We start from the raw sequence: 20,567 nt of genomic DNA on the forward strand, positions 1-20,567 counted from the left end.
TGGCCTGGTCTCCTTGGTGATGGAGGCCAGAATATCAACCGCCGCCACGCCGCGACAATCCCGCAGCTTGCGTAAACTATGTTTCCTCAGAGTCAACAATAGGACCACGCATGCCCGCCCTGCCCGCGCTGGACCTCAACCTGATACAGCTGTTCGTGACCATCGTCGATGCCGGCACGCTGAGCGAGGCGGCGGTGCGCCACGGCGTGACCCGGTCGCATGTGAGCCGCAACCTGCAGAAACTGGAACGCGCCTTCGGCGCCCAGCTCATCCGCCGCAGCACCCGGCGGCTGGAGCTGACGCAGCAAGGCTCGGTGCTGTACGAGCACGGTGCGCGCATGGCGCGCGAGGTCGAATCCGCCCGCCATGCGCTGCAAAAGCTCGGCACCGAGCCTGCGGGCCACGTCCGGCTGAGCATTCCCACCGGCCTGGGAGAACTGGACCAATTGCGCCCGCTGCTGGTGAGCTTCGCCTTGCGCCATCCTGCGCTGACGCTGCGCGTGCTGTTCTCGAACCGGGTGAGCGACCTGATTTCGTCGGAAATCGACGTGGCGCTGCGGGTGATGACGACGCCGCCGCAGGATTACGTGGCACGCGCGCTGGGCGACGTGAAATGGGTGCTGTGCGCGGCGCCTTCCTATCTGCAGCAGTTCGGCCCGCCCGCCCATCCGCGCGACCTCGGCCGCCTGCACTTCCTGGGTCCGCCCGACCCCAGGCCCCAGGTCACGCTGCGGCTGCGCCGCAAGGACCAGCTGCATGAGGCCAAGCTCGCGCCGCGGCTGCAGTCGGAGTATTTCCCGTTCCTGGCGCAAGCCGCCCGCGCCGGCGCGGGCGTGGCGCTGCTGCCGGCCTACGTGGTGCACGAGGATCTTGCCGCGGGACGGCTGACGCCGGTGCTGCCGGCCTACCAGGCCATGGGGCCAGGCGACAAGCTGTTCATCCTGACCACGCCCAACCCCTACCCCTCGACCGCACAGCGCGCGGTGGTCGATTTCCTGCGTACCGAACTGACCGTGCTGCTGCGCGATTTTCTTGCGTAGACCCGCGTCGCCTCGCTGGGCCGCAACATGCGCGTAGGACTTTCTTGATAAAAGAGGCTTGCGACCCGCGCACGCCTCGGCCAGAGTATCGGTTTGGGCCAACGACCGCCCGCCCCTGATTGCAGTAGGGGAACTTTGGCGGTTCGCTCAAGTCTTATATAAGATATAAGACATACGGCCGCGCAGGCATCAGTCTCACATAGAATGACAAATGCGCAAAAACGCCAGAAAATGCCGGCTTCAACCGGGCAAAACCACGGAGTCCATCATGCCGCACAACACCCTAGACACCCTCAAGAATTTCAAGATCGGCAATAAATCCTGTCAGTACTATTCGTTGCCGGCGCTGGGCAAGTCCCTCGGCATCGACGTGCAGCGGCTCCCGGTTTCGATCCGCATCGTGCTGGAATCCGTGCTGCGCAACTGCGACGGCAAGAAGGTCACCGAAGAGCACGTCAAGCAGTTGGCCAACTGGCAGGCCAATGCCCGCCGCGAAGACGAAATTCCGTTCGTGGTGGCCCGCGTGGTGCTGCAGGACTTCACCGGCGTGCCGCTGCTGGCCGACATCGCGGCCATGCGTTCCGTGGCCGACAAGATGGGCAAGAGCCCCAAGAGCATCGAGCCGCTGGTGCCGGTGGACCTGGTGGTGGACCACTCGGTCATGATCGACTACTTCGGCACCAAGAATGCGCTGGACCTGAACATGAAGCTGGAATTCAAGCGCAATCAAGAGCGCTACCAGTTCATGAAGTGGGGCATGCAGGCGTTCGACACCTTTGGCGTCGTGCCTCCGGGCTTCGGCATCGTCCACCAGGTCAACCTGGAATACCTGGCGCGCGGCGTGCACCTGGACAAGAAGAACAACGTCTACTACCCGGATTCCCTGGTGGGCACCGACAGCCACACCACCATGATCAACGGCATTGGCGTGGTGGGCTGGGGCGTGGGCGGCATCGAAGCCGAGGCCGGCATGCTGGGCCAGCCCGTGTACTTCCTGACCCCCGACGTGGTCGGCGTGGAACTCAAGGGCAAGCTGCGCGGCGGCGTCACGGCCACCGACCTGGTGCTGACCATCACTGAAATGCTGCGCCGCGAGAAGGTGGTGGGCAAGTTCGTCGAATTCTGCGGCGAAGGCACCGCCAGCCTGTCCGTGGCCGAACGCGCCACCATCGGTAACATGGCGCCGGAGTACGGCGCCACCATGGGCTTCTTCCCGGTCGACGAGCGCACCATCGACTACTTCCGCGGCACCGGCCGCACGGAAGACGAAATCGCCGCCTTCGAGGCCTACTTCAAGGCCCAGAAGATGTTCGGCGTGCCCAAGGCGAAGGACATCAATTTCACCAAGCTGCTGACGCTGGACCTGTCCACCGTCGCGCCGTCGCTGGCAGGTCCGAAGCGCCCGCAAGACCGCATCGAGATCGGCAACGTCAAGAACACCTTCATCGACCTGTACTCCAAGCCGGTCGCTGAAAACGGCTTCAATCAGCCGGCCGAAAAGCTGGAGCAGACCTTCACCACCAGCGCCGGCACCAAGGTCAAGAACGGCGACGTACTGATCGCCGCCATCACGTCCTGCACCAACACCTCCAACCCCAGCGTGCTGCTGGCGGCCGGCCTGCTGGCCAAGAAGGCGGTGGAAGCCGGCATGACCGTGCCCAAGCACATCAAGACTTCGCTGGCCCCGGGATCGCGCGTGGTCACCGAATACCTGACCAAGACGGGCCTCTTGCCCTACCTGGAAAAGCTGGGCTTCGACGTGGCCGCCTACGGCTGCACGACCTGCATCGGCAACGCCGGCGACCTGACCCCGGACCTGAACGAGGCCATCACCGGCAACGACCTGATCTGCTCGGCCGTGCTCTCGGGCAACCGCAACTTCGAGGCCCGCATCCACCCGAACATCAAGGCCAACTTCCTGGCCTCGCCCCCGCTGGTCGTGGCCTACGCCCTGGCCGGCACGGTCACGCGCGACCTGATGACCGAGCCCGTGGGCCGCGGCAAGAACGGCGACGTGTGGCTGGGCGACATCTGGCCGACCACCGAGGAAATCGAATCGCTGCTGAAGTACGCCCTGGATCCCAAGGCGTTCGAGGCCAACTACGGCCAGGTCAAGAGCAACCCGGGCAAGCTCTGGGAGAACATCAAGGGCGTTACCGGCGACACCTACAACTGGCCTGATTCCACCTACATCGCCGAACCGCCCTTCTTTGACGGCTTCGGCATGACGCCGGGCGCGATGCCGACGGTCAAGAACGCCCGTGCGTTGGGCGTGTTCGGCGACTCGGTCACGACCGACCACATCTCGCCGGCCGGCTCCATCAAGGAAACCTCGCCCGCGGGCAAGTGGCTGAAGGAAAACGGCGTCATGAAGGCCGACTTCAACAGCTATGGCTCGCGCCGCGGCAACCACGAGATCATGATGCGCGGCACCTTCGCCAACGTGCGCATCAAGAACCTCATGATTCCGGCGCTGCCGGACGGCAGCCGCTTCGAGGGCGGCGACACCCTGTTCCAGCCCACCGGCGAACAGATGTCCATCTATGACGCGGCCATGAAGTACGTCGGCGCGGGCACCCCCACCGTGGTGTTCGGCGGCGAAGAGTACGGCACCGGCTCGTCACGCGACTGGGCAGCCAAGGGCACCCAGCTGCTGGGCGTGAAGGCCGTGATCACCCGCAGCTTCGAACGCATCCACCGCAGCAACCTGGTCGGCATGGGCGTGCTGCCCCTGCAGTTCAAGGGCTCGGACAGCGTGCAGTCGCTGGGCATCACCGGCGAGGAAACCTACGACATTTCCGGCCTGGAAAACGGCATCAAGCCGATGCAGGACGTGACGCTGACGATCACCCGCAAAGACGGTTCGAAGCAGGACGTGACGGTGCTGCTGCGCATCGACACCCCGATCGAGGTGGACTACTACCAGCACGGCGGCATCCTGCCTTTCGTGCTGCGCCAGCTGCTGGCTGCCTGATCGCCTGACCGGCAAGGCAATGGCCCGGGAACCGCGAGGTTCCCGGGCCATTTTCATTGCGGCCGCGCATCGAATCAGTCCGCGAACTCGTAGGCGTCCATTGCCAGCGCGCCGTACGAGATTTCATCGGTCAGGCGCTGAAAACCGGTTCCGCCCGCTCCCAGCGCCACGTACAGGGGCATCAGGTGGTCGTCGTGCGGATGAGCCTGCGACGCGCCTGGCGCCTGAGCCTGCCAATCCAGCAGCGCCGGCAAGTCATGGCCGCCCAGCTTGTCCGCGTACCACTGCTGGAAGGCCGGCACGTAGGGCAGCGCGGGAGCGTCCTGCGGCATGCGCACGTGGCGCAGGTTGTGCGTCAGCGAACCCGAGCCGATGACCAGGATGTCCTCGTCCCGCAGCCGGGCCAGCGCGCGGCCCAGCTCCAGCTGGCCAGCCGCATCCCGCCCCATGTCCAGCGACAGCTGCACCACTGGCACGTCCGCTTCCGGATAGAGGTAGCGCAGCGGCACCCAGGCGCCATGGTCCAGCGGGCGACGCGGATCCAGGTCGGCCACGATGCCCGATTCGGCCAGCAGGGTTTGCACCCGCGCCGCCAGTTCCGGCGAGCCGGGAGCCGCGTACTGCAATTGATAGAGTTCCGGCGGAAAACCGCCGAAATCGTGCCAGGCCACCTGGCGGTCGCGGGTAGACAGCGCCAGACCCTCGCCCATCCAGTGCGGCGACACGACCAGGATGCCCTTGGGCTTGCGGCCCTGCGCGGCGCTCCAGGCGGCAAGCGCCGGGCCGGTCTGTCCAGGCTCGACGGCGAGCATGGGGGATCCATGGGATACGAAAAGCGTAGGCCAACGCATGGCGGCGCCTCCTGATATTGAGTAGATGAGGGTATTTTCCGCCGTTTCCTATCAGCAATAAACCACCTTGATTGGCATTATCTGTTGCTGATTTGGCATCAATACATTTGTACCGCCATGGCTGGCGCGCCTCACGGGGGCTGCGCGCCGCCGTCCGCGCCGGGCGTTAAACTACACAGTTGCACACTTACTGGACGCTCCCCGAAGTTATGGCCCGATCCCGCAGCCAATCCGCTCCCCGCCTCACCCGTGACGCCGCCAAACTGGTCGCGCTTGCCCAGGCGCTCAACCGCTCGGGCAGCCGCCTCGAAGACGTGTTCTGGGAGAACCAGCTTGGCGTAGCGATTCCAAAGCTGCTCAAGGCGGGGCAGGACGCCCCCCTGGAAGCGGCCCTGGACCACCTCGCCCAGAACGACGTGGGCGCATACGAGATCCTGATCGAACAGGCCGAAACCCTGTCCGAATCGATGAAGATCGAGAAAAATGGCGTCCACTACGACATTTTGCTGGTCGTGGCCCCCATCGTCGCCTGGACCCGCTACGCCATTCCGACCGGCCCGATCGCCGCCGGCGCGCAACAGGCCCTGCTGGCGCAGCTGCATGGGCATGTCCTGTCCAGCAAGGCCCGCAGCTCGCTGATGCCGGTGTTGGTCAGCGTGGACCAGATGCCCCGCACTTTCTCCGAAACCTGGCAATGGCTGCAGCGCCTGGGCACCCAGGCGCTGGGCGCCGAAACCGCCAAGCCCGCCTTGAACACCGAGACCGAGACGGCCAACATGCTGGCCGATACGCGCTATATCGTGGCGGCCGTCGCGGTACCCGAAGGCGAGCCGATCTTCCGCTGGCAGGAACAGCTGGGCGAAGCCGACGCCAGCCGCGACGCCTGCCAGGAACAATGGGCGGCGCAGGCCCAACCGACCCTGGCCAACCTGCTGCCGGGCTGCGGTTTCGAAGCCCTGCTGCCCGACGCCTACTATGTCAGCAACCGTGAAGCCGACCGGCGTGTGCGCCCGCTGTCGCTGCGTGCAGCGGTCAGCTGGCTCGAGGGCGCGGTCAGCCTGGAAGCCTCCCAGTTGCGGGCGGTGGTGGCCGGCTGCGGCGAAAGCCGCATCGACGAATACCGCATCGGCTTCACCGCGCGCAGCAGCAACGACGTGTACTACGGCTGCGTCTGGCCGCTGTACGGGCGCGAGGAAGACCTGCCGTCCGACGAAGGCCAGCCCGACGTGGTGGACGAGATCGCCGCGCTGCTCAAGGAATACGGCGTCACCGAAGTACGCCGCATCCCTGGCGTGCTGCCTCCCGAGTACTGTGAAGACTGCGGCGCGCCCTACTTCCCGAATCCGCTGGGCGAATTGGTGCATGCCGAACTGCCCGAGGACGCGGAGGCCTCGCCGGCCAAGTTCCACTAGGCCACCATGCAAGCGGACATCTTCTGCCGGGTCGTCGACAACTATGGCGACATTGGCGTTTGCTGGCGCCTGGCGCGCCGGCTGGCGCACGGCCGTGGCTGGGATGTGCGCCTGTGGGTCGACGACCTGGCCAGCTTCGCCCGCATCCAGCCCGGGATTGCCACGGACAGCCCGCGCCAGCAACTGGCGGGCATCGACATCGTGCGTTGGTCCGAATCGCCGGATCCGGCGCTGGCCGCGCGGGACGTGGTGATCGAGGCATTCGCTTGCGACCCACCCGAGGCATTCCTGGAAAGCATGCGGCGCGTGCATCCGGCCTGGATCAACCTGGAATACCTGAGCGCCGAATCCTGGGTGGAAAGCTGCCATGGCCTGCCCTCGCAGCGGCCGGACGGACTGATCAAGCACTTTTTCTTTCCCGGCTTCACCCAAGCCACCGGCGGGCTGTTGCGCGAGCCGGGCCTGTCGGCCGAGCGCGACGCCCTGCAGGCATCGCCGCAAGAGCAGGAAGCCTTCCTGCGGTCGCTGGGCGTGCCGCAGGATCTGCTGTTGCGCCGCCGCGACGGTGCGCGCACCGTGTCCCTGTTTTGCTATCCGACTGCGCCGATCACGGCGCTGGCCGGGGCCCTGGCGGCCGACCCGCGCCCCAGTCTGCTGCTTGCCCCCGAAGGCGTAGCCCCCGGACTGGAAGCCGCCTGCGCGGCGCCGGGCGCGCCGTCGGTGGCCCGCCTGCCCTTCGTGGCGCAGCCCGATTTCGACCGGCTGCTGTGGTGCTGCGACCTGAATTTCGTGCGGGGCGAGGACTCCTTCGTCCGCGCCGCCTGGGCCGCGCGCCCGCTGGTCTGGCAGATCTATCCCCAGGACGAAAACGTGCACCTGGAGAAACTGGAAGCCTGGCTGGCACGCTATCCGGCCCCCGAAACCGCCCAGGCGCTGATCCGGGCCTGGAACCACCCGGAAACGGGCGCAACCGCTGCGGCGCTGTCCGCCGCCCTGGCGCCGGCCGCTTGGGCGGACTGGGCCGCCGCCGCGCGGGCCTGGGACGCCAGCCAGGCCGCGCTGCCGGATCTTGCCGAAAATCTGGCTGATTTTTGCGCAGACTTGGCCAAGAAACGTTAGAATAGAGAGTTTTCCGAGCGCCCTGTATCTGTCGGGCCTCAACTATGACGCCTCCCGGGGTGTGCATGAAGCCGCTGTCTGCGGCGGCTTTTTGCAAGCACGGCGAGTGCACCCATCACCCCCGGAGTTTTATCGATGAAAACCGCTCAGGAATTGCGAGTCGGCAACGTGGTCATGGTCGGCAAGGATCCCCTCGTGGTCCAGAAGGCCGAATACAACAAGTCCGGCCGTAACGCCGCTGTTGTGAAGCTGAAGTTCAAGAACCTGTTGACCGCCTCGGCCAGCGAATCGGTCTACAAGGCCGACGAAAAGTTCGAAGTCGTCCAGCTCGACCGCAAGGAGTGCACCTACTCCTACTTCGGCGACCCGATGTACGTCTTCATGGACGAAGAGTACAACCAGTACGAAATCGAAGCCGAAAGCATGGGCGATGCCCTGAACTACCTGGAAGAAGCGATGCCCGTGGAAGTGGTCTTCTACGACGGCCGCGCCATTTCGGTTGAACTGCCCACGACCCTCGTGCGCGAAATCACCTACACCGAACCCGCCGTGCGTGGCGATACCTCGGGCAAGGTGACCAAGCCCGCCAAGATCAACACCGGCTACGAACTGAACGTGCCGCTGTTCTGCGCCATCGGCGACAAGATCGAAATCGACACCCGCACGAACGAATACCGCAGCCGCGTCAACAACTGATCCGGCAAGCAGGCAAGAAAAAGCCAGACCTTCGGGTCTGGCTTTTTTATTGCCGCAGCGCGCTGGCGTTACTGCAGCCGCTCGTCGTCCAGGAAATCCGGCACCGCCATGACGTCGATGCCATCCTCGGCCAGCGATTCGCGTTCTTCCGGCGTGGCCGTGCCGCGGATCGGGCGGTCGTCGGCATCGCCTTCGTGGATGCGGCGCGCCTCTTCGGCGAAGCGCGGTCCGACGTTTTCGGTGTTGCGCAGCAAGGCGCGCACCTGGCGCATGACGACCGCCTGCAATGCGGCCATTTTTTCCGCGTCGGAGGCATTGGCCGGCAGCTGGGGCTGGGCGGCGGGCGCGTGCAGATGGGCGACGTTCAGGCGCGGCGCGGACAGCCGCTTGGTGATGCTGGCCGAACCGCAAACCGGGCACGTGACGAGGCCACGCGCCTGTTGCGCGTCATAGTCTTCGTGCGAACCGAACCAGCCCTCGAAAATGTGGCTGTGTTCGCACTGGAGGTCGAAAACTTTAAGTGCCATGGCGTCTATATGGGGTGCAACTCCCAGAATACAAGAAAGCGCCGGCGACAGGCGCTTAGCCCCTGCGAGCGCAACACCTATCCCGGCCGGCCAGCACAAAGCGGGCCCGCAGGCCCGCTTTTGCGCATGCCCGAAGGTTACTTGCCGCGGTTCTGGGCCGCCGGGTTCCCTACTTGCGCCTGCTGCGCCTGCAAGGCGTCGATCTGGCGTTGCAGGTCGCGCAGCTGCTGGCGCACGTCCTTCTGCTGGTCGGCCAGCGCCGTGGCTTCCTGGCGCGACTGCTCCTGGCGCGCAGCGACCTGCTCTTCCTGCTGCAGGCGCACCGCGCGATCGGCCTGCAGGGTGCTCAGTTCGGCGCTGCGGCTGGCCAGCAGCTTCTCGGCGTGCGCGTACTCGGCCTGCATCTTGATGCGCTTGATGTCCACCTCGGCCAGTTCGGCGGATTGGGCGACGAAGGCGCGGTAGGTGGCTTCGGCCTGCTTGTCCGACTTGGTCTTCACCACGCGCCAGAAGTCCTTTTGCTGGAACAAGGCGACGTAATAGGTCAGGTCGTCCGGCTTGAACAGCAGGCTGGCGCCGTAGGTGCCGTTGTAGGCCGTGCGCAGCTCCGACACCTGGCGGCTTTGGATCAGGCTTTGCAGCTCCGACAGCGTGGATGCGGGACGCGCGGCTGGCGGCGGCGCGGGGGGAGTCACGGGCGTGGAAGCCGCCTGCGTGTCCTCGACCTGTTTAACCGTGGCCCGGGGCGCTTCGGATTGTGCGCTGGCGCAAGCGGCCAGGCCGGACAGGGCCGTGCCCAGCAGCGCCATGCGGACTGCGCCACGGATAATCTGGACGTTCATGCCTTCCCCAAAAAAATCGTTGCGGAACTATAGCAATTTATTTCGGCCGGGACAGATACGCTTACATGCGCCGGCCGCGCGACTGTCGCCCCCTACGGGGCATTCCCTATTGCGTGTTCACATCGCCGTCTCGGCAATGCCATCGGCAGGCTCGCCCTGACCTGCTCCCAGCTGCAGCTTGCGCATTTTTTCCCACAACACCTTGCGGCTGATGCCCAGCGTGTGGGCGGTATCCTGGCGGCGCCAACCATTGGCGTCCAGCGCCGCCAGCACGCGTTCGCGTTCGGCGCGCTCGGCGTCGGTGAAAGCGGCGGGCTCGGTCCGCGCGGCGGCCGAAGCGGCGGCCGGGCGCAGCGGCTCGGCCAATTGGTCGAAGATGCGTTCGATGCGCGCCTGGTCCCAGACCTGGCGCTGGCGCCGCACAATCGCGACGCGCTCAGCCACGTTGGACAGTTCACGCACATTGCCCTCGTAGCGCGTGCGCGAAACACGTTCCAGCAGCCATTGCGGCGCTTCGTCCTCCACGCCCTGGCGTTGCAGCAAGGCGCGGAAGATCGCCGCCTTTTCCTGCGGGCCGCGCTGTTCCAGGTTGGGAATGCGCAGTTCGATCACCGCCAGCCGGTAGTACAGGTCCGCGCGGAACTCGTCTTGCCCCACCAGCACGCGCAAATCCTTGTTGGTCGCGGCGACCAGGCGGAAGTCCACCGGCACTTCCACGGTCGAGCCCAGCCGCGTCACCGTGTTCTGCTCCAGGACCCGCAAGAGCTTGACCTGCTGGTACAGCGGCAGGTCGCCGATTTCGTCCAGGAACAGCGTGCCGCCGTTGGCCTGCTCGAAATACCCCTTGTGCGCGCCGATCGCGCCGGTGAACGCGCCCTTGGCATGGCCGAAGAAATGCGCCTCGAACAGGCCCTCGGGGATGGCGCCGCAGTTGACCGCCACAAAGGGGCCGTCGAACCAGGCGGCCTGCTCATGCAACAGGCGCGCGATGCGTTCCTTGCCCACGCCGGTTTCACCATGGATCAGCACGTTGCTGCGGCAGTCGGCGTACATGTCGGCTTCCGCCAGCAGATCCTGCATGGTCGCGGAAACGGCGATCAGCGGCTGCTCGCGCCGAGGCGCGGCGCGGTTGAGCTGGTTCAGCGTGCCCAGCAGCTCATACAGCAGCTTGCGCAGGTCCGCGGTGGTGAAGGTCAGCGGCAGCGTGTAGGAGTATTCCGGCGGGTAGTAGCGCGGATCGCGTCCGCGCGCCTCTGCGGCCACCCAGATGACCGGCAGACCTTGCGCCGCCAGCCAGTCGTAGCCGCTGAAGCGCTTGTCGCCCATCACCGACACCGACACCAGGGCCACGGCCGGCCGCGCCAGGTCACGCGGCGGCGGAAACGCGGTGCCGGCGTCCGCGCGCAGCAGCGACACGTCCATGCCCGCCAGGCAACGTTCGGCGCGGCTGGCAATGTCGGAGGTGCCTTCCCAGACGTACACGTCGAATTCTTCGCGCGCGAAATTCTGGCTCATCGCTTGGACCATGCGGGAATGGAAGAGATAGGGGTCACGGGCTTCATCGTCAATACACCAGGCGGGGTTTGCCGCAATCCACGGAAATCAGCGATACGTCGGTCTGGCCCACGCTCAGGCCCAGCGCATTGAGCAGCTGCTGCAGCACCACGGACAACGAACTCAGCAAGGGATCCAGCAGCACCATGACGACCGACAGCACGCCGCCTACCTGCCCGCTGCCGTTCAAGGCCAGCGTGCCGACCGCGTTGACACGGCACTGCCGGATCGCGTCGGGCACCAGCGCCAGGGCGCAGGTCACATCGCTGAGCGGGGCAAACAAGAGCGAATTCAGGATGCCGCCGACCAGTTGCAGCGTACCGCCCAATACCCCCGTCAAGCCGCCCGTGGTCAGGCGCGTGCCGAGCTGGTCCATCGCCGTCTTGGACCACTGCATGTCATTGACGACCTTGGAGATGGTCTTGCCAGCGTTGTTCTCGTCTCCGCCCACCAACTGCGTCGCCAGATCGGTGCGCTGCTTTTCTGTCAGCGGCGTGCCGTTGTTGAACAAGTCCCCCAGGATGCCTCCGATCAGCGCGTCCGTCAGGTTGGCGGCCAGTTTGGAGAGGTCCAGGTTGGTGGCATTGACGGTGGCGGTGGCGTTGGGCGATGGCGGCGCGGTCAGCGTCACCGACACGGGCGCGGAGGAACTGAACACCGGCAACGTGACCCGGGCGCTGAGCGGCAGTATGCCCAGCACGTTCAGTACCTGATAGCGGTCGACGGAGCCGAATGCGCTGGGCTCGCAGCGGTTCGTGAGCGATTGGAAGTTTTTGGATTTGATGTCGGTATTGGACTCCATGCCCGGAAAGCGTCCCAGGCAGACGCTGGCCGCGGCCGACGTCACATCGATCACCGCCTGGTTTTCGGTCAAGGGGGCCTCGCACAGTTTGCGCAGCGTACCCGTTGATTGCGCCACGTCGATGATGATGGGCAGATCGACCTTGGTGTTCAGGGTGTTGGCCAGCAAGCGCCCGACCAGCGGGATGTTGCTGGTGTTGATGCGCAGATACACGCGGATGCCGGCGCTGACGGCCTGCACGCCCACGCCGCCGACAGCCACTGCAGGCGGCTCGACGATGCGCACCCCCGCATCCAGGCCCAGCAGCGGCACGCTCAGCCCCAGATTGATCAGATTGCTGCCACTGGCGATGACCAGCCCGGTCTCCAGGATGTTGAGCGCATTGACCTGGGCCTGCAAAGCGGCGGTGGGGTCGCCGCCCACCACGTCCAGATTCAGCACGCCGCCGTCTCCGAACAGCTTCACAGGCAGGTTCAGCGGCATCAGGTCCAACACCGTATTGATGGCTGCGCTCAGCAGCCCGACATCGGCGTTGGCGGTTCTCTGCTTGTCGATGAGGCTCAGCGTGGCGTGCAGGAGCTGACCCAGGGTCAGGTTGCTCAGCGCCGTCAATTGCTCGGGCGTACCCACGCCCGCCGCCACCGACAGCGGCAGGCCCAGCGCTTCCAGCAGGCCGGCCGGGGTGATGCCGACATTGGCCAGGCCGGCGGCGTCCAGCACGTCCAGCTGCGTGGGCGAGGCCCCCGCCGTGGCCAGCAGTTGCGACAGCAGGCCGCCGCGTTCCAGGCGCAATAGCCGCGATCCCACCGAGAAGGCTGCCACAGGCTGCGTGTTGGTCGCCACCGCCGCGACCGACGCCGTGACGCCGCCCACGCCGGGGATGAGATTGGCCAGCTGCTTGCGCGCCGCCACCCGCACGGCGTTATAGGCCTGCCCGCCGGCCGCATCGAAGACGTGCATGCCGGAGGGGTCGGAACGCGTCGGATCCCATACCTTGCATTCCACCGTGAAATCGGCGGCCGTGAACGCGTCCAGGATGTTCGGCACATTGGCCAGCGCGGAAGCCCGGCCGGCGGCGGCGGCCCGGGTGCAATCCGCACTGGAGCCCAGGCTCAGCACCTGGACTGCCGACAGCGCCGCCAGGTCCGCCGCCTTCTGCATTTCGCGCTTCATGTAGAAGCCGTAGCCGAGCTGCAGCACGCCGAGCAGCACCACCCCCACCATCACCGCGAAGACGACGGCGACGGTCATGCTGCCGCGTTGCCGCGACGGCGGGGAAGGATGCGGACGGCCGGCTGACATGCTCTTGCGACTCCATACCCGCACGCGGCGGGGAACAGCAACGCTCCGAACCTATTGGACGTTGGGGATTTCCACATTCCGGTCGAACCACGCGGGAATGGGATGCTTGAAGCTCTCCAGGTAGCGGTTCCAGGCCGCCGTGGACACCGGCCCCAGCACGGGCAAGGCATTGCCAGCGCGCCGCCCGTCGGCCTGCGCCGCCAGCAGGCCGCGCGTCACGTCGCCAAAGCCCTCTTGCGCCGCCGGCGCGGCGGCAGGCGCTTGCGGCAGCGGCGTCTGCACCTGCTGCACCACGGCCCGCTCCGGCATGGAGGCCGCGGACGCGGGTTCCGGCGCCGACGCGGTGGCGGGCGCCTGGGCGGCCGGCGCGCTGCTCGCGGCGCCCGACATGCTGCCCGTCAGCGGCGCATTGGATTGCGCCAGGGCGGCCGCGGGCGCCTGCGCCGCAAGCGCGCAGGCCAGGATGAACAAGGCGTGATGGGTCGATGGGGACATGGCAGTCTTCCTTAAAACGGAGTTAGCGCACGATGGGCCCGTTGCCCAAGCCGTCCATCAAGGGGCTCATCAACGGCATGACGGCCTGTTCGCCGCTGGACACCCGGGTGGCAGGCGCATGGGAAGCGCCCGGCGCCGGGGCCAACTGGCCGCGGATCTCGGCGGCCAGGCGCAGAACCTGTCCGCGCGCCTCTTCGCCCAGCTGCGCCCGCTCCATCAGGCGCTGGGCCTTGAGCGGATCCCCCTCCACCAGCAGCAGCACCGCCAGGTTCGCCAGCACCTTGCCGCTTTCCGGCGTCAATTCGGCCGCCTGCCCCAAGGGCACGCGCGCGCCCGCCGGATCGCCCGCGCGCAGACGCGCATAGCCCAGGTCGCCCAGGATGCGCGCGTCCATGGGCGCCAGCTTGGCCGCCCGCGAGAAGTAATCGGCCGCCTGATCGAACTGCCCGCGCGAACCGGCGATCAGGCCCAGGCCATGCCAGCCCTCGGCAGCCTGGTCGGTGGCGGTCAGCGCGCGATAGGCCTGTTCGCTCAGCGCCGCCTGCCCGGTCTGGCGCAGCGCCTCGGCGCGCAGCACGGCCACGCGCGCGTCATTGCCGTACTTCTGCTGATAGCCGTCGATGTAGGCGAGCGACGCGAAATAGCGTTCCTGGCGTTGCGACTCGACGATCATGGACAGCATCATCTCGGGTTCCTTGGGCCGGCTCTTGCTCTGGGCCTCGTCTTCTTTCTGCCGCAGCAGCGCCTGTTCCTGCTGCTGTTGCTGGATCAGTTGCCAGGCGGATTCCGCGTTGTTGGTCTTGCATCCGCTCAAACCCGCGCCCGCCGCCAGCGCCGTGGCGACGAGCGCCCAGCGCCATGCGCGCGAGCTGTTTTCCGTTGCGCCGTTCATTACATCCCCCCCATGCGCGACAAGCCGCGCAACACCGCGATAAAACCGGCCCCGCCCGTCACGATCAACAGCGCGGGCAATAGCGTCACGATCATGACCCCGGTCATCTTGACCGTGGTCTTGCCCACCTTCTCCTTCAGCTCCAGGCGCCGCTTGTCGCGCAGGCGTTCGCCGAAGCGGTTCAAGGGCTCCTGCACCGCGCCGCCGTGCTGGTCCACCTGCGCGATCAGGCGGCAAATGGCGGACAGGTCGTCGTTGTCGAAACCCGTGGCCATCCTGGCCAGCGATTGTTCGCGCGTGCGGCCACGCACATAGAGCTCGGACGCCAGCCGCAATTCGAATGACAGCACCGGCAGCACCTGGCCGAACTCCTTGACCAGCACCTGCAGGCTCTGGTCGATCGACAGGCCCACGCCCTGCAACAGGCGCAGCAGGTCGATCAGCAAGGGCAGCTCATCGGCCGCCTGCCGGCGGCGGCGCGCCAGGCGCCGCTGCACGATCCATTTGGGCAGCATGTAGCCGACCGCGAAGGCCACGAAGGCCGCGACCAAGGCGCCCAGCGGCATATCCGGCAGATGCTTGTGCCAGTCCAGCACGACCGCCGCCACGGGCAGCAGAATCGCCAGGCCGAACCGGATCAGGACGAAGCGCGAGCGCGCGGTGCCGGGGTCGACATAGCCAGCCATGTCCACCAGCTTGCGATCCTCGGCGGCCAACAGGGCGTCGGCCAGCCGGCCCTCGCTCAGGCGCTTGCCGAACGTGTCGGCCGCCCGCGCGGCGGCCGCCAGCCTGCCCTGCCCGCCTTCGTTGCGCGCGGCCGCCGGCGCCTTCGCGCCGTCGCGCGCGGCCAGCGCCTGATCCACCACCTGACGGCTGCGGCCCTGGCTGCGCAAGCGCCGCGCCATGCCCAGGCCCAGCACCACCAGGCCGGCCGCCACCAGCATCAGCGCCATCGCCAGCACGGTGGAAGCGTTCCAGGATTGCAGGATGTGCATGCGCCCCCCCGGTCAGATGGCCTTGGCCATGCGATAGAGCCAATAGCAGCCGCCGATCTGCAGGCAGACCGCGGTCAGCAGCATCCTGAAGCCTTGCGGGTCTTGCCACAGCCCCATGAACAGGTTGTTGTTGGCGACGATGATGAAGCCCGCGATGCCCACGGGCAGCAAGGCCAGGATCCAGGCCGACAGGCGGACCTCGGCCGAGCTGGCGGTCAGTTCATTGCGCGCCTGCGCCACGTCGCGCATGAAGGCCGCCATGCGTTCCAGCACCTGGTCGCTGCGGCCGCCAAACCGCAGGGCCAGCGACACCACCGCCGCCACCATGTACAGCTCCTTCAACCCATACAGGCGCGACACGTGCGCCAAGGCCGCGTCCAGCTCCTTGGAGCGGCTCAGGCTGGCCGCCGTCTCCACCACTTCGCGCAAGGGCTCGTCGGCTGCTGCGGCGGCGGTCTGGAAGGCGGCGCCCATGCTGTTGCCGATGGTAAGCAGGCGCACGATGTTGTCCAGGAACGCAGGCAGCTGCGAGATCATGCGCCGCTGGCGCTTGTCGGCCCGCAGCCACAGCAGGAAGTAGGCGAACACGGCCAGCAGCAGGAAGCTCACTGCGCCGGAAAGCGCCCCCAGGAAGATCCACGCCAGCGCCGCGCCGACCACGACGGGAAGCGCGATGCGCACATACAAGCCCGCGCTTTGCCGCAGGCCGGCCAGGCGCAGCAAGCGGTCCCAGCCGGAAAACCCGCTGCGGAACTGACGCGAGCTCTCGGCGAAAGGCGCGTCGGCGGCGGCCGCGTCGCGGCCCCGCTGCAACTGGCTTTCCAGAAAGGCGGAGCTGGCCGCCCGGCGGGCGCTGCGGTCGGCGTGGCGCCACAGCAGCGCCGCCGCGATGGCCAGCACTGCGGCCAGGCTTGCAAGGACCAGGGCTTCGGGCATCAGCGCCTCCTGCTCCAGAATCCGCCGCTCCCGCCATCGCGGTCGTCCGGCGGGTTGTCGTTGGCGCGCGCCTCGTTGCGCAGCTTGGCCAGCTTGGGCGTGTGAGGATGGATGCCCAGCCAGTTCCAGCGATCCTTCTCCTCGCCGTCCGGCGTCGCATAGGATTCGTGGCGATAGAGTTCCTGCGTGGAGATCACGTTGTCGCCCATGCCAGTGATCTCGGTCACCGACAGCACACGGCGCTTGCCGTTGGACAGGCGGCCGATCTGCACGATGAAGTCCAGCGCGCTGGCGATCTGCCTGCGCAAGCTGTCCTCGCTGCCCTGGAATCCGGCAAAGCCGGCCAGCATCTCGATCCGGTACAGGCATTCACGCGGGGAGTTCGCGTGGATGGTCGCCATGGAACCCTCGTGCCCGGTGTTCATGGCCTGCAGCATGTCCATGACCTCGGCGCCGCGCACTTCGCCCACCACCACGCGGTCCGGCCGCATGCGCAGGCTGTTGCGGATCAGCTCGCGGATGCTGACCGCGCCGCTGCCGTCAAAACCGCCCTGGCGCGACTCCAGCCGCACCACGTGAGGATGGTTGAGCGACAGTTCGGCGGTGTCCTCGACCGTTACCACGCGCTCCGTTTCCGGGATGAAGAACGCCAGCGCGTTCAGCAGCGAGGTCTTGCCCGAGCTGGTGCCGCCGGACACCAGGATATTGCAGCGGTTCTTCACCGCCTCGTTCAGCAGCCGGTAGATCTCTTCGTCGAAGCTGCCCAGGGTCAGCAGGTCCGCGGGTTTGAGCGGATCCTGGCGGAACTTGCGGATCGACACCATGGGGCCGTCCACCGCCAACGGTTCGATCACCACGTTCAGGCGGCCGCCGTCGGGCAGGCGCGCGTCCACCATGGGGCTGGACTCGTCGAGCCGCCGGCCGATCGGGGCCAGGATGCGGCGCACGATGCGCAGCACGTGCTGGTTGTCGGTGAAGCGCAGCGTCTCGCGGGCCAGCACGCCGCGCCGCGAAACGAAGACATTGTCATAGCCGTTGATCAGGATATCCTCCACGGCCGGGTCCGCCAGCAGATCCTCCAGGGGACCCAGGCCGGCCAGTTCCTTGGTCAGCGCTTCGGCAATGGCGCGCATTTCCCCTTCGTTGATCGGCACCCGGCGCAGGCGCACGAAGCTCGCGACCTCGATGTCCACGAATTCCTGGATCGCCGACCTGGCCCAGCGGCCGAACTCCGCCCCCAGTTCTTCGATGCGGGACAGCAGGTGCTCGTAGGCCGCCGTCTTCACTTCCTGGTAGCGGTCCGACGCCGAGAAGCCTTTGTCGCCATCGCCGCCGAACTCTATCGTCGCTGTCATGATCATGTCGGATCCCGTAGCCGTCCGTCTGTCTGTCCGTCAACCGACCACCATGCGGCGGTGCACGCCGGGCAGCCAGGTGGCCAGCCAGCCTGCCCGTCCGCCAGGCGCGTTCTCTTCGGCGCACAGGCGTTCCGCCAGCGCCTGCACCGCCCGCACGTAGACATCGCGTTCGGCCTCTTCGTGCAGCAGATGGCCGCGGTTCGTGCACACCATCAGCGGCAGCGTGCGGTCCGGCAGCGTGCCCACCAGTTCCAGCTGGAAGCGTTCGGCGATCTGCTGCGCCGTCATGCCGTAGCGTTCGTCATAACGGTTGACGATCAGGCCCAGGCTGCGCCGGTCCACGTGCTGTTGCTCCAGCTCCTGCAGCACGCCGGCCAGCGACACCAGCGCGCCGACGCTCTGGTCGGTCACGATCCAATTCAGCTGCGAGGCGCGCGCCAACCCCGACACGAATTCAGGGTTGCTGAAGCCGCCCGCATCGGCCACCACGACCGAGAAGTGCTGGCGCATGCGCTCGAACACCAGCAGCGAATCCGACTGCGACACGTCGCGCATCTGGCCCAGATCGCGCGGCAGCGACAGCACGCTCAAGCCGTTGGCCGTATGCGCCATGGCCGACCCCAGCAGCGTCGAGTCGAGGCGGCGCAGGTTGCGGGCCGCCTCGGCGAAATCGAAGTCGCCGCCGATGTTCAGGTAGAGCTGGCAATCGCCTATGGGCCAGCCCAGATCCATCAACGCGACGCGGCTGGACAGGGGTAGCGGTTCGCCGGCGGGCTTGGGCGTCTTGGCGCCGCTCGTGGCTGCGCGCTGGCCGTGCGCGAACTTCAAGCGGTCCTGCACCATCCCCGCCATATGCACGGCCAAGGTGCTGGTCCCCACGCCGGGCCGCGCACCCAGCAGCACGACGCTGCGGCGCGTGCCGTCCATGCGGCCGTCGGATGGCCGGTCGAGCAGGCGCAGCACCACCTCCTTGATCTCCTGCGGCGCCACCGAGGGATCGACGAAATCGCTGACGCCTGCCCGCAAGGCGGCGATCGCCCCCTCCGGCTGGCTCAGGAAGCCGACCGCCACGCGCGGCAAGGTCGGCGCGATGCGGGCCAGCAAGCGCGCCAGTTCGGCGGACTTGAACAGTTTGCCGGGTTCGTCGTCGCTCAGTGTGAAGTCCAGGAACACCACCTGCGGCGCGATCTCCGTCAGGCGCCGCGCCAATTCCTCGATGCGCGGCGCTTCCTGGGTCAGCATCCCCAGGTCGCCCAAGGCCTGTCCCAACTGTGCGGCAACCGCGTTGCCCTGGGAGCAGAACAGGAACCGCGTGCCGTTTTGCAGGCCCACCCATTCGCTGGCATGTGTCTTCATATTGCTCACCGTGAAAAGCCCGGCATCTGCTGGCCGCCCACCGGGCCGGTCAGGTAATAGCCCCAAGCATTGAACGCCGTATCCGTTTGCTCCTGCTTGGCTCCCGGCAGCGGCAGGGCCACGCCGCGCGCGATGGGGCGCACCAGGCGCGGCGTCACGACGATGACCAGCTCGGTGTCCTCTTGGGAATAGTCGACGCTGCGGAAAAAGGAGCCGATGATGGGCAGGTCGCCCAGCATGGGCACCTTGTTGACCATGGCCTTGGTCTGGCGCGATACCAGGCCGCTGATCACGAAGCTTTCGCCATCGCCCAGTTCCACCGTGGTGTCGGCGCGGCGCGTGCGCAGGGCGGGAATGATGGTGCTGGTATCCGCGCTGGTATTGATGGCGATGCCGTTGGTGTAGTCGAGTTCGCTGGCCTCGGGCGCGACCTTCAGCGAGATGCGGTCGCGCGACAGCACCGTGGGCGTGACGGTCAGGCCGATGCCAAAGGGCTTGAAGGTCACGTTGACCGTACCCAGGCCGCCGGCCTGCGGAATCGGCAATTCGCCGCCAGCCAGGAAGCTGGCGCTCTGCCCCGTCAAGGCCACCAGGGTCGGCTCGGCCAGGACACGGGCCATGCCGTTGGTTTGCAGCAGCCGCAGCCGCGCCGAAAAATTGTTGGAGTCGTAAAACAGCGAAAAGCCGGATGCCAGCGCGCCGCCCAGGCTGGCCGGCATGGTGGAGCTGCCGCCGCTCCAGGGGCCGTTGCTGGCCGTGAAGCTGATGCCGGCCGCTTTCATCACCGAACGCGACACTTCCACGACCTTCACTTCCACCTGCACCACCCCGCCGCTGCCGGCGGTGGACATGTCCACCACGTTTTTTTCCCCGCCGACGGCGGATGCCGCCATGGTGGCCGACGCGATCTGCCCCAGCTGCGATTCGGCGTGTCCCGACACCACGGCATGGCCGTCGGCGATGTCCACGTTGGCGCCGCCGCCCAGGCCGCGGCTCGCCAAGGCGCCCTGCACGCTGCCGCCGACGCGGACGTTCCATATCTGCGGCGTCGCATTGTTGCCGATCCATACCTGCAGTTGCGTGGTGCCGGCTTTCTTGCCATAGAGCAGCACCGAGCCCGCGCGCTTGCCGGAGGCGGGCAATACCTTCACGTCCGCCACATCCGGGTCGCCGATGGCGATGCGCGTGGGCGCGCCGCCATCCAGCATGAGAGTCTGCTGCCCCTTCACCGCCATCGAGATGTCGCGGACCGGCGCGCTCGCTCCGGCCGCGGGCGCCGCGATCTGAGCCAGGCTGAGACCTGCGTGCGCCATCGCCGCCGCAGCCGACAGCAGGCAGATCATGGTGGTGCGCTGATGTTTCTTCATAGTGCTGGACCCGATGATGGAATAAGTCCGGCTGCGGTCAGCGCCTGGT

17 protein-coding genes are annotated in these 20,567 nt (G+C 66.9%); 5 read left to right on the forward strand and 12 right to left on the reverse strand.

Annotated elements, in window-relative coordinates:
- Positions 1-110: 110 nt before the first annotated feature.
- Complete coding sequence (locus tag ACM1PE_RS17980; protein WP_118932540.1) at positions 111-1,040, forward strand: LysR family transcriptional regulator; 930 nt, start codon at positions 111-113, stop codon at positions 1,038-1,040.
- Positions 1,041-1,308: 268 nt separating this feature from the next.
- Positions 1,309-4,014 (forward strand): aconitate hydratase AcnA, encoded by a 2,706-nt coding sequence (acnA, locus tag ACM1PE_RS17985; protein ID WP_059372277.1) that lies wholly within the window; start codon positions 1,309-1,311, stop codon positions 4,012-4,014.
- 74 nt (positions 4,015-4,088) lie between these two features.
- Here acnA and ACM1PE_RS17990 read toward each other — a convergent pair whose 3' ends face one another.
- On the reverse strand, positions 4,089-4,865 hold the full coding sequence (locus tag ACM1PE_RS17990) for a DODA-type extradiol aromatic ring-opening family dioxygenase (protein WP_419340626.1): 777 nt from the start codon (positions 4,863-4,865) through the stop codon (positions 4,089-4,091).
- 209 nt (positions 4,866-5,074) lie between these two features.
- Here ACM1PE_RS17990 and ACM1PE_RS17995 point away from each other — a divergent pair, with 209 nt between their 5' ends.
- The 3 genes from ACM1PE_RS17995 to efp all read left to right on the forward strand — a co-directional run bounded on the left by ACM1PE_RS17995 (position 5,075) and on the right by efp (position 8,092).
- Complete coding sequence (locus ACM1PE_RS17995) at positions 5,075-6,277, forward strand: DUF2863 family protein (protein ID WP_059372273.1); 1,203 nt, start codon at positions 5,075-5,077, stop codon at positions 6,275-6,277.
- 6 nt (positions 6,278-6,283) lie between these two features.
- Positions 6,284-7,396 (forward strand): elongation factor P maturation arginine rhamnosyltransferase EarP, encoded by a 1,113-nt coding sequence (gene earP / locus ACM1PE_RS18000; RefSeq protein ID WP_419340627.1) that lies wholly within the window; start codon positions 6,284-6,286, stop codon positions 7,394-7,396.
- Positions 7,397-7,531: 135 nt separating this feature from the next.
- Positions 7,532-8,092 carry an elongation factor P gene (gene efp / locus ACM1PE_RS18005; protein ID WP_006225610.1) on the forward strand — a complete coding sequence of 187 codons (561 nt, stop codon included), beginning with the start codon at positions 7,532-7,534 and terminating at the stop codon, positions 8,090-8,092.
- 68 nt (positions 8,093-8,160) lie between these two features.
- On the opposite strand, the gene ACM1PE_RS18010 is transcribed toward efp, so the two are convergent.
- The 11 genes from ACM1PE_RS18010 to ACM1PE_RS18060 form a co-directional block, all read right to left on the reverse strand.
- Positions 8,161-8,619 carry a DUF1178 family protein gene (locus tag ACM1PE_RS18010; RefSeq protein WP_059372268.1) on the reverse strand — a complete coding sequence of 153 codons (459 nt, stop codon included), beginning with the start codon at positions 8,617-8,619 and terminating at the stop codon, positions 8,161-8,163.
- 137 nt (positions 8,620-8,756) lie between these two features.
- Positions 8,757-9,461 (reverse strand): DUF2968 domain-containing protein, encoded by a 705-nt coding sequence (locus ACM1PE_RS18015; protein ID WP_251882039.1) that lies wholly within the window; start codon positions 9,459-9,461, stop codon positions 8,757-8,759.
- A gap of 117 nt (positions 9,462-9,578) precedes the next feature.
- Positions 9,579-10,976, reverse strand: coding sequence for a sigma 54-interacting transcriptional regulator (locus ACM1PE_RS18020; protein WP_419340628.1), 1,398 nt, complete (start codon positions 10,974-10,976; stop codon positions 9,579-9,581).
- 49 nt (positions 10,977-11,025) lie between these two features.
- A complete protein-coding gene (locus ACM1PE_RS18025; RefSeq protein WP_419340629.1) occupies positions 11,026-13,068 on the reverse strand; it encodes a pilus assembly protein TadG-related protein in 2,043 nt (680 codons plus the stop codon).
- 102 nt (positions 13,069-13,170) lie between these two features.
- Positions 13,171-13,614 (reverse strand): DUF3613 domain-containing protein, encoded by a 444-nt coding sequence (locus ACM1PE_RS18030; RefSeq protein ID WP_419340630.1) that lies wholly within the window; start codon positions 13,612-13,614, stop codon positions 13,171-13,173.
- A gap of 22 nt (positions 13,615-13,636) precedes the next feature.
- Positions 13,637-14,506 (reverse strand): tetratricopeptide repeat protein, encoded by an 870-nt coding sequence (locus ACM1PE_RS18035; protein ID WP_059372261.1) that lies wholly within the window; start codon positions 14,504-14,506, stop codon positions 13,637-13,639.
- Entirely contained in the window at positions 14,506-15,501 is a 996-nt protein-coding gene (locus tag ACM1PE_RS18040; protein WP_419340631.1) for a type II secretion system F family protein, read from the reverse strand. Before ACM1PE_RS18040 ends, ACM1PE_RS18035 begins: the two co-directional genes overlap by 1 nt.
- Positions 15,502-15,513: 12 nt before the next feature.
- Complete coding sequence (locus ACM1PE_RS18045; RefSeq protein ID WP_059372255.1) at positions 15,514-16,437, reverse strand: type II secretion system F family protein; 924 nt, start codon at positions 16,435-16,437, stop codon at positions 15,514-15,516.
- Positions 16,437-17,798 carry a CpaF family protein gene (locus ACM1PE_RS18050; protein WP_118935012.1) on the reverse strand — a complete coding sequence of 454 codons (1,362 nt, stop codon included), beginning with the start codon at positions 17,796-17,798 and terminating at the stop codon, positions 16,437-16,439. Before ACM1PE_RS18050 ends, ACM1PE_RS18045 begins: the two co-directional genes overlap by 1 nt.
- 33 nt (positions 17,799-17,831) lie before the next feature.
- Complete coding sequence (locus ACM1PE_RS18055) at positions 17,832-19,160, reverse strand: response regulator (protein WP_059372250.1); 1,329 nt, start codon at positions 19,158-19,160, stop codon at positions 17,832-17,834.
- Positions 19,157-20,518 carry a type II and III secretion system protein family protein gene (locus ACM1PE_RS18060; RefSeq protein WP_118935008.1) on the reverse strand — a complete coding sequence of 454 codons (1,362 nt, stop codon included), beginning with the start codon at positions 20,516-20,518 and terminating at the stop codon, positions 19,157-19,159. The genes ACM1PE_RS18055 and ACM1PE_RS18060 overlap by 4 nt, the downstream gene beginning before the upstream one ends.
- Between the last annotated feature and the right edge of the window lie 49 nt (positions 20,519-20,567).

The organism is Achromobacter sp. PD1 (genome assembly GCF_048541815.1).
Lineage (GTDB): Bacteria > Pseudomonadota > Gammaproteobacteria > Burkholderiales > Burkholderiaceae_B > Achromobacter > Achromobacter bronchisepticus_A.

Bases quoted from the DNA above. Each gene is read 5' to 3' on its own strand.
- ACM1PE_RS18020 (WP_419340628.1), bottom strand. From the start codon at position 10,976: ATGAGCCAGAATTTCGCGCGCGAAGAATTCGACGTGTACGTCTGGGAA.
- ACM1PE_RS17995 (WP_059372273.1), top strand. From the start codon at position 5,075: ATGGCCCGATCCCGCAGCCAATCCGCTCCCCGCCTCACCCGTGACGCC.
- ACM1PE_RS18060 (WP_118935008.1), bottom strand. From the start codon at position 20,518: ATGAAGAAACATCAGCGCACCACCATGATCTGCCTGCTGTCGGCTGCG.
- ACM1PE_RS18015 (WP_251882039.1), bottom strand. From the start codon at position 9,461: ATGAACGTCCAGATTATCCGTGGCGCAGTCCGCATGGCGCTGCTGGGC.
- ACM1PE_RS18010 (WP_059372268.1), bottom strand. From the start codon at position 8,619: ATGGCACTTAAAGTTTTCGACCTCCAGTGCGAACACAGCCACATTTTC.
- ACM1PE_RS17990 (WP_419340626.1), bottom strand. From the start codon at position 4,865: ATGCGTTGGCCTACGCTTTTCGTATCCCATGGATCCCCCATGCTCGCC.
- ACM1PE_RS18025 (WP_419340629.1), bottom strand. From the start codon at position 13,068: ATGACCGTCGCCGTCGTCTTCGCGGTGATGGTGGGGGTGGTGCTGCTC.
- ACM1PE_RS18045 (WP_059372255.1), bottom strand. From the start codon at position 16,437: ATGCCCGAAGCCCTGGTCCTTGCAAGCCTGGCCGCAGTGCTGGCCATC.
- ACM1PE_RS18030 (WP_419340630.1), bottom strand. From the start codon at position 13,614: ATGTCCCCATCGACCCATCACGCCTTGTTCATCCTGGCCTGCGCGCTT.
- acnA (WP_059372277.1), top strand. From the start codon at position 1,309: ATGCCGCACAACACCCTAGACACCCTCAAGAATTTCAAGATCGGCAAT.
- ACM1PE_RS18050 (WP_118935012.1), bottom strand. From the start codon at position 17,798: ATGATCATGACAGCGACGATAGAGTTCGGCGGCGATGGCGACAAAGGC.
- earP (WP_419340627.1), top strand. From the start codon at position 6,284: ATGCAAGCGGACATCTTCTGCCGGGTCGTCGACAACTATGGCGACATT.
- efp (WP_006225610.1), top strand. From the start codon at position 7,532: ATGAAAACCGCTCAGGAATTGCGAGTCGGCAACGTGGTCATGGTCGGC.
- ACM1PE_RS17980 (WP_118932540.1), top strand. From the start codon at position 111: ATGCCCGCCCTGCCCGCGCTGGACCTCAACCTGATACAGCTGTTCGTG.
- ACM1PE_RS18035 (WP_059372261.1), bottom strand. From the start codon at position 14,506: ATGAACGGCGCAACGGAAAACAGCTCGCGCGCATGGCGCTGGGCGCTC.
- ACM1PE_RS18040 (WP_419340631.1), bottom strand. From the start codon at position 15,501: ATGCACATCCTGCAATCCTGGAACGCTTCCACCGTGCTGGCGATGGCG.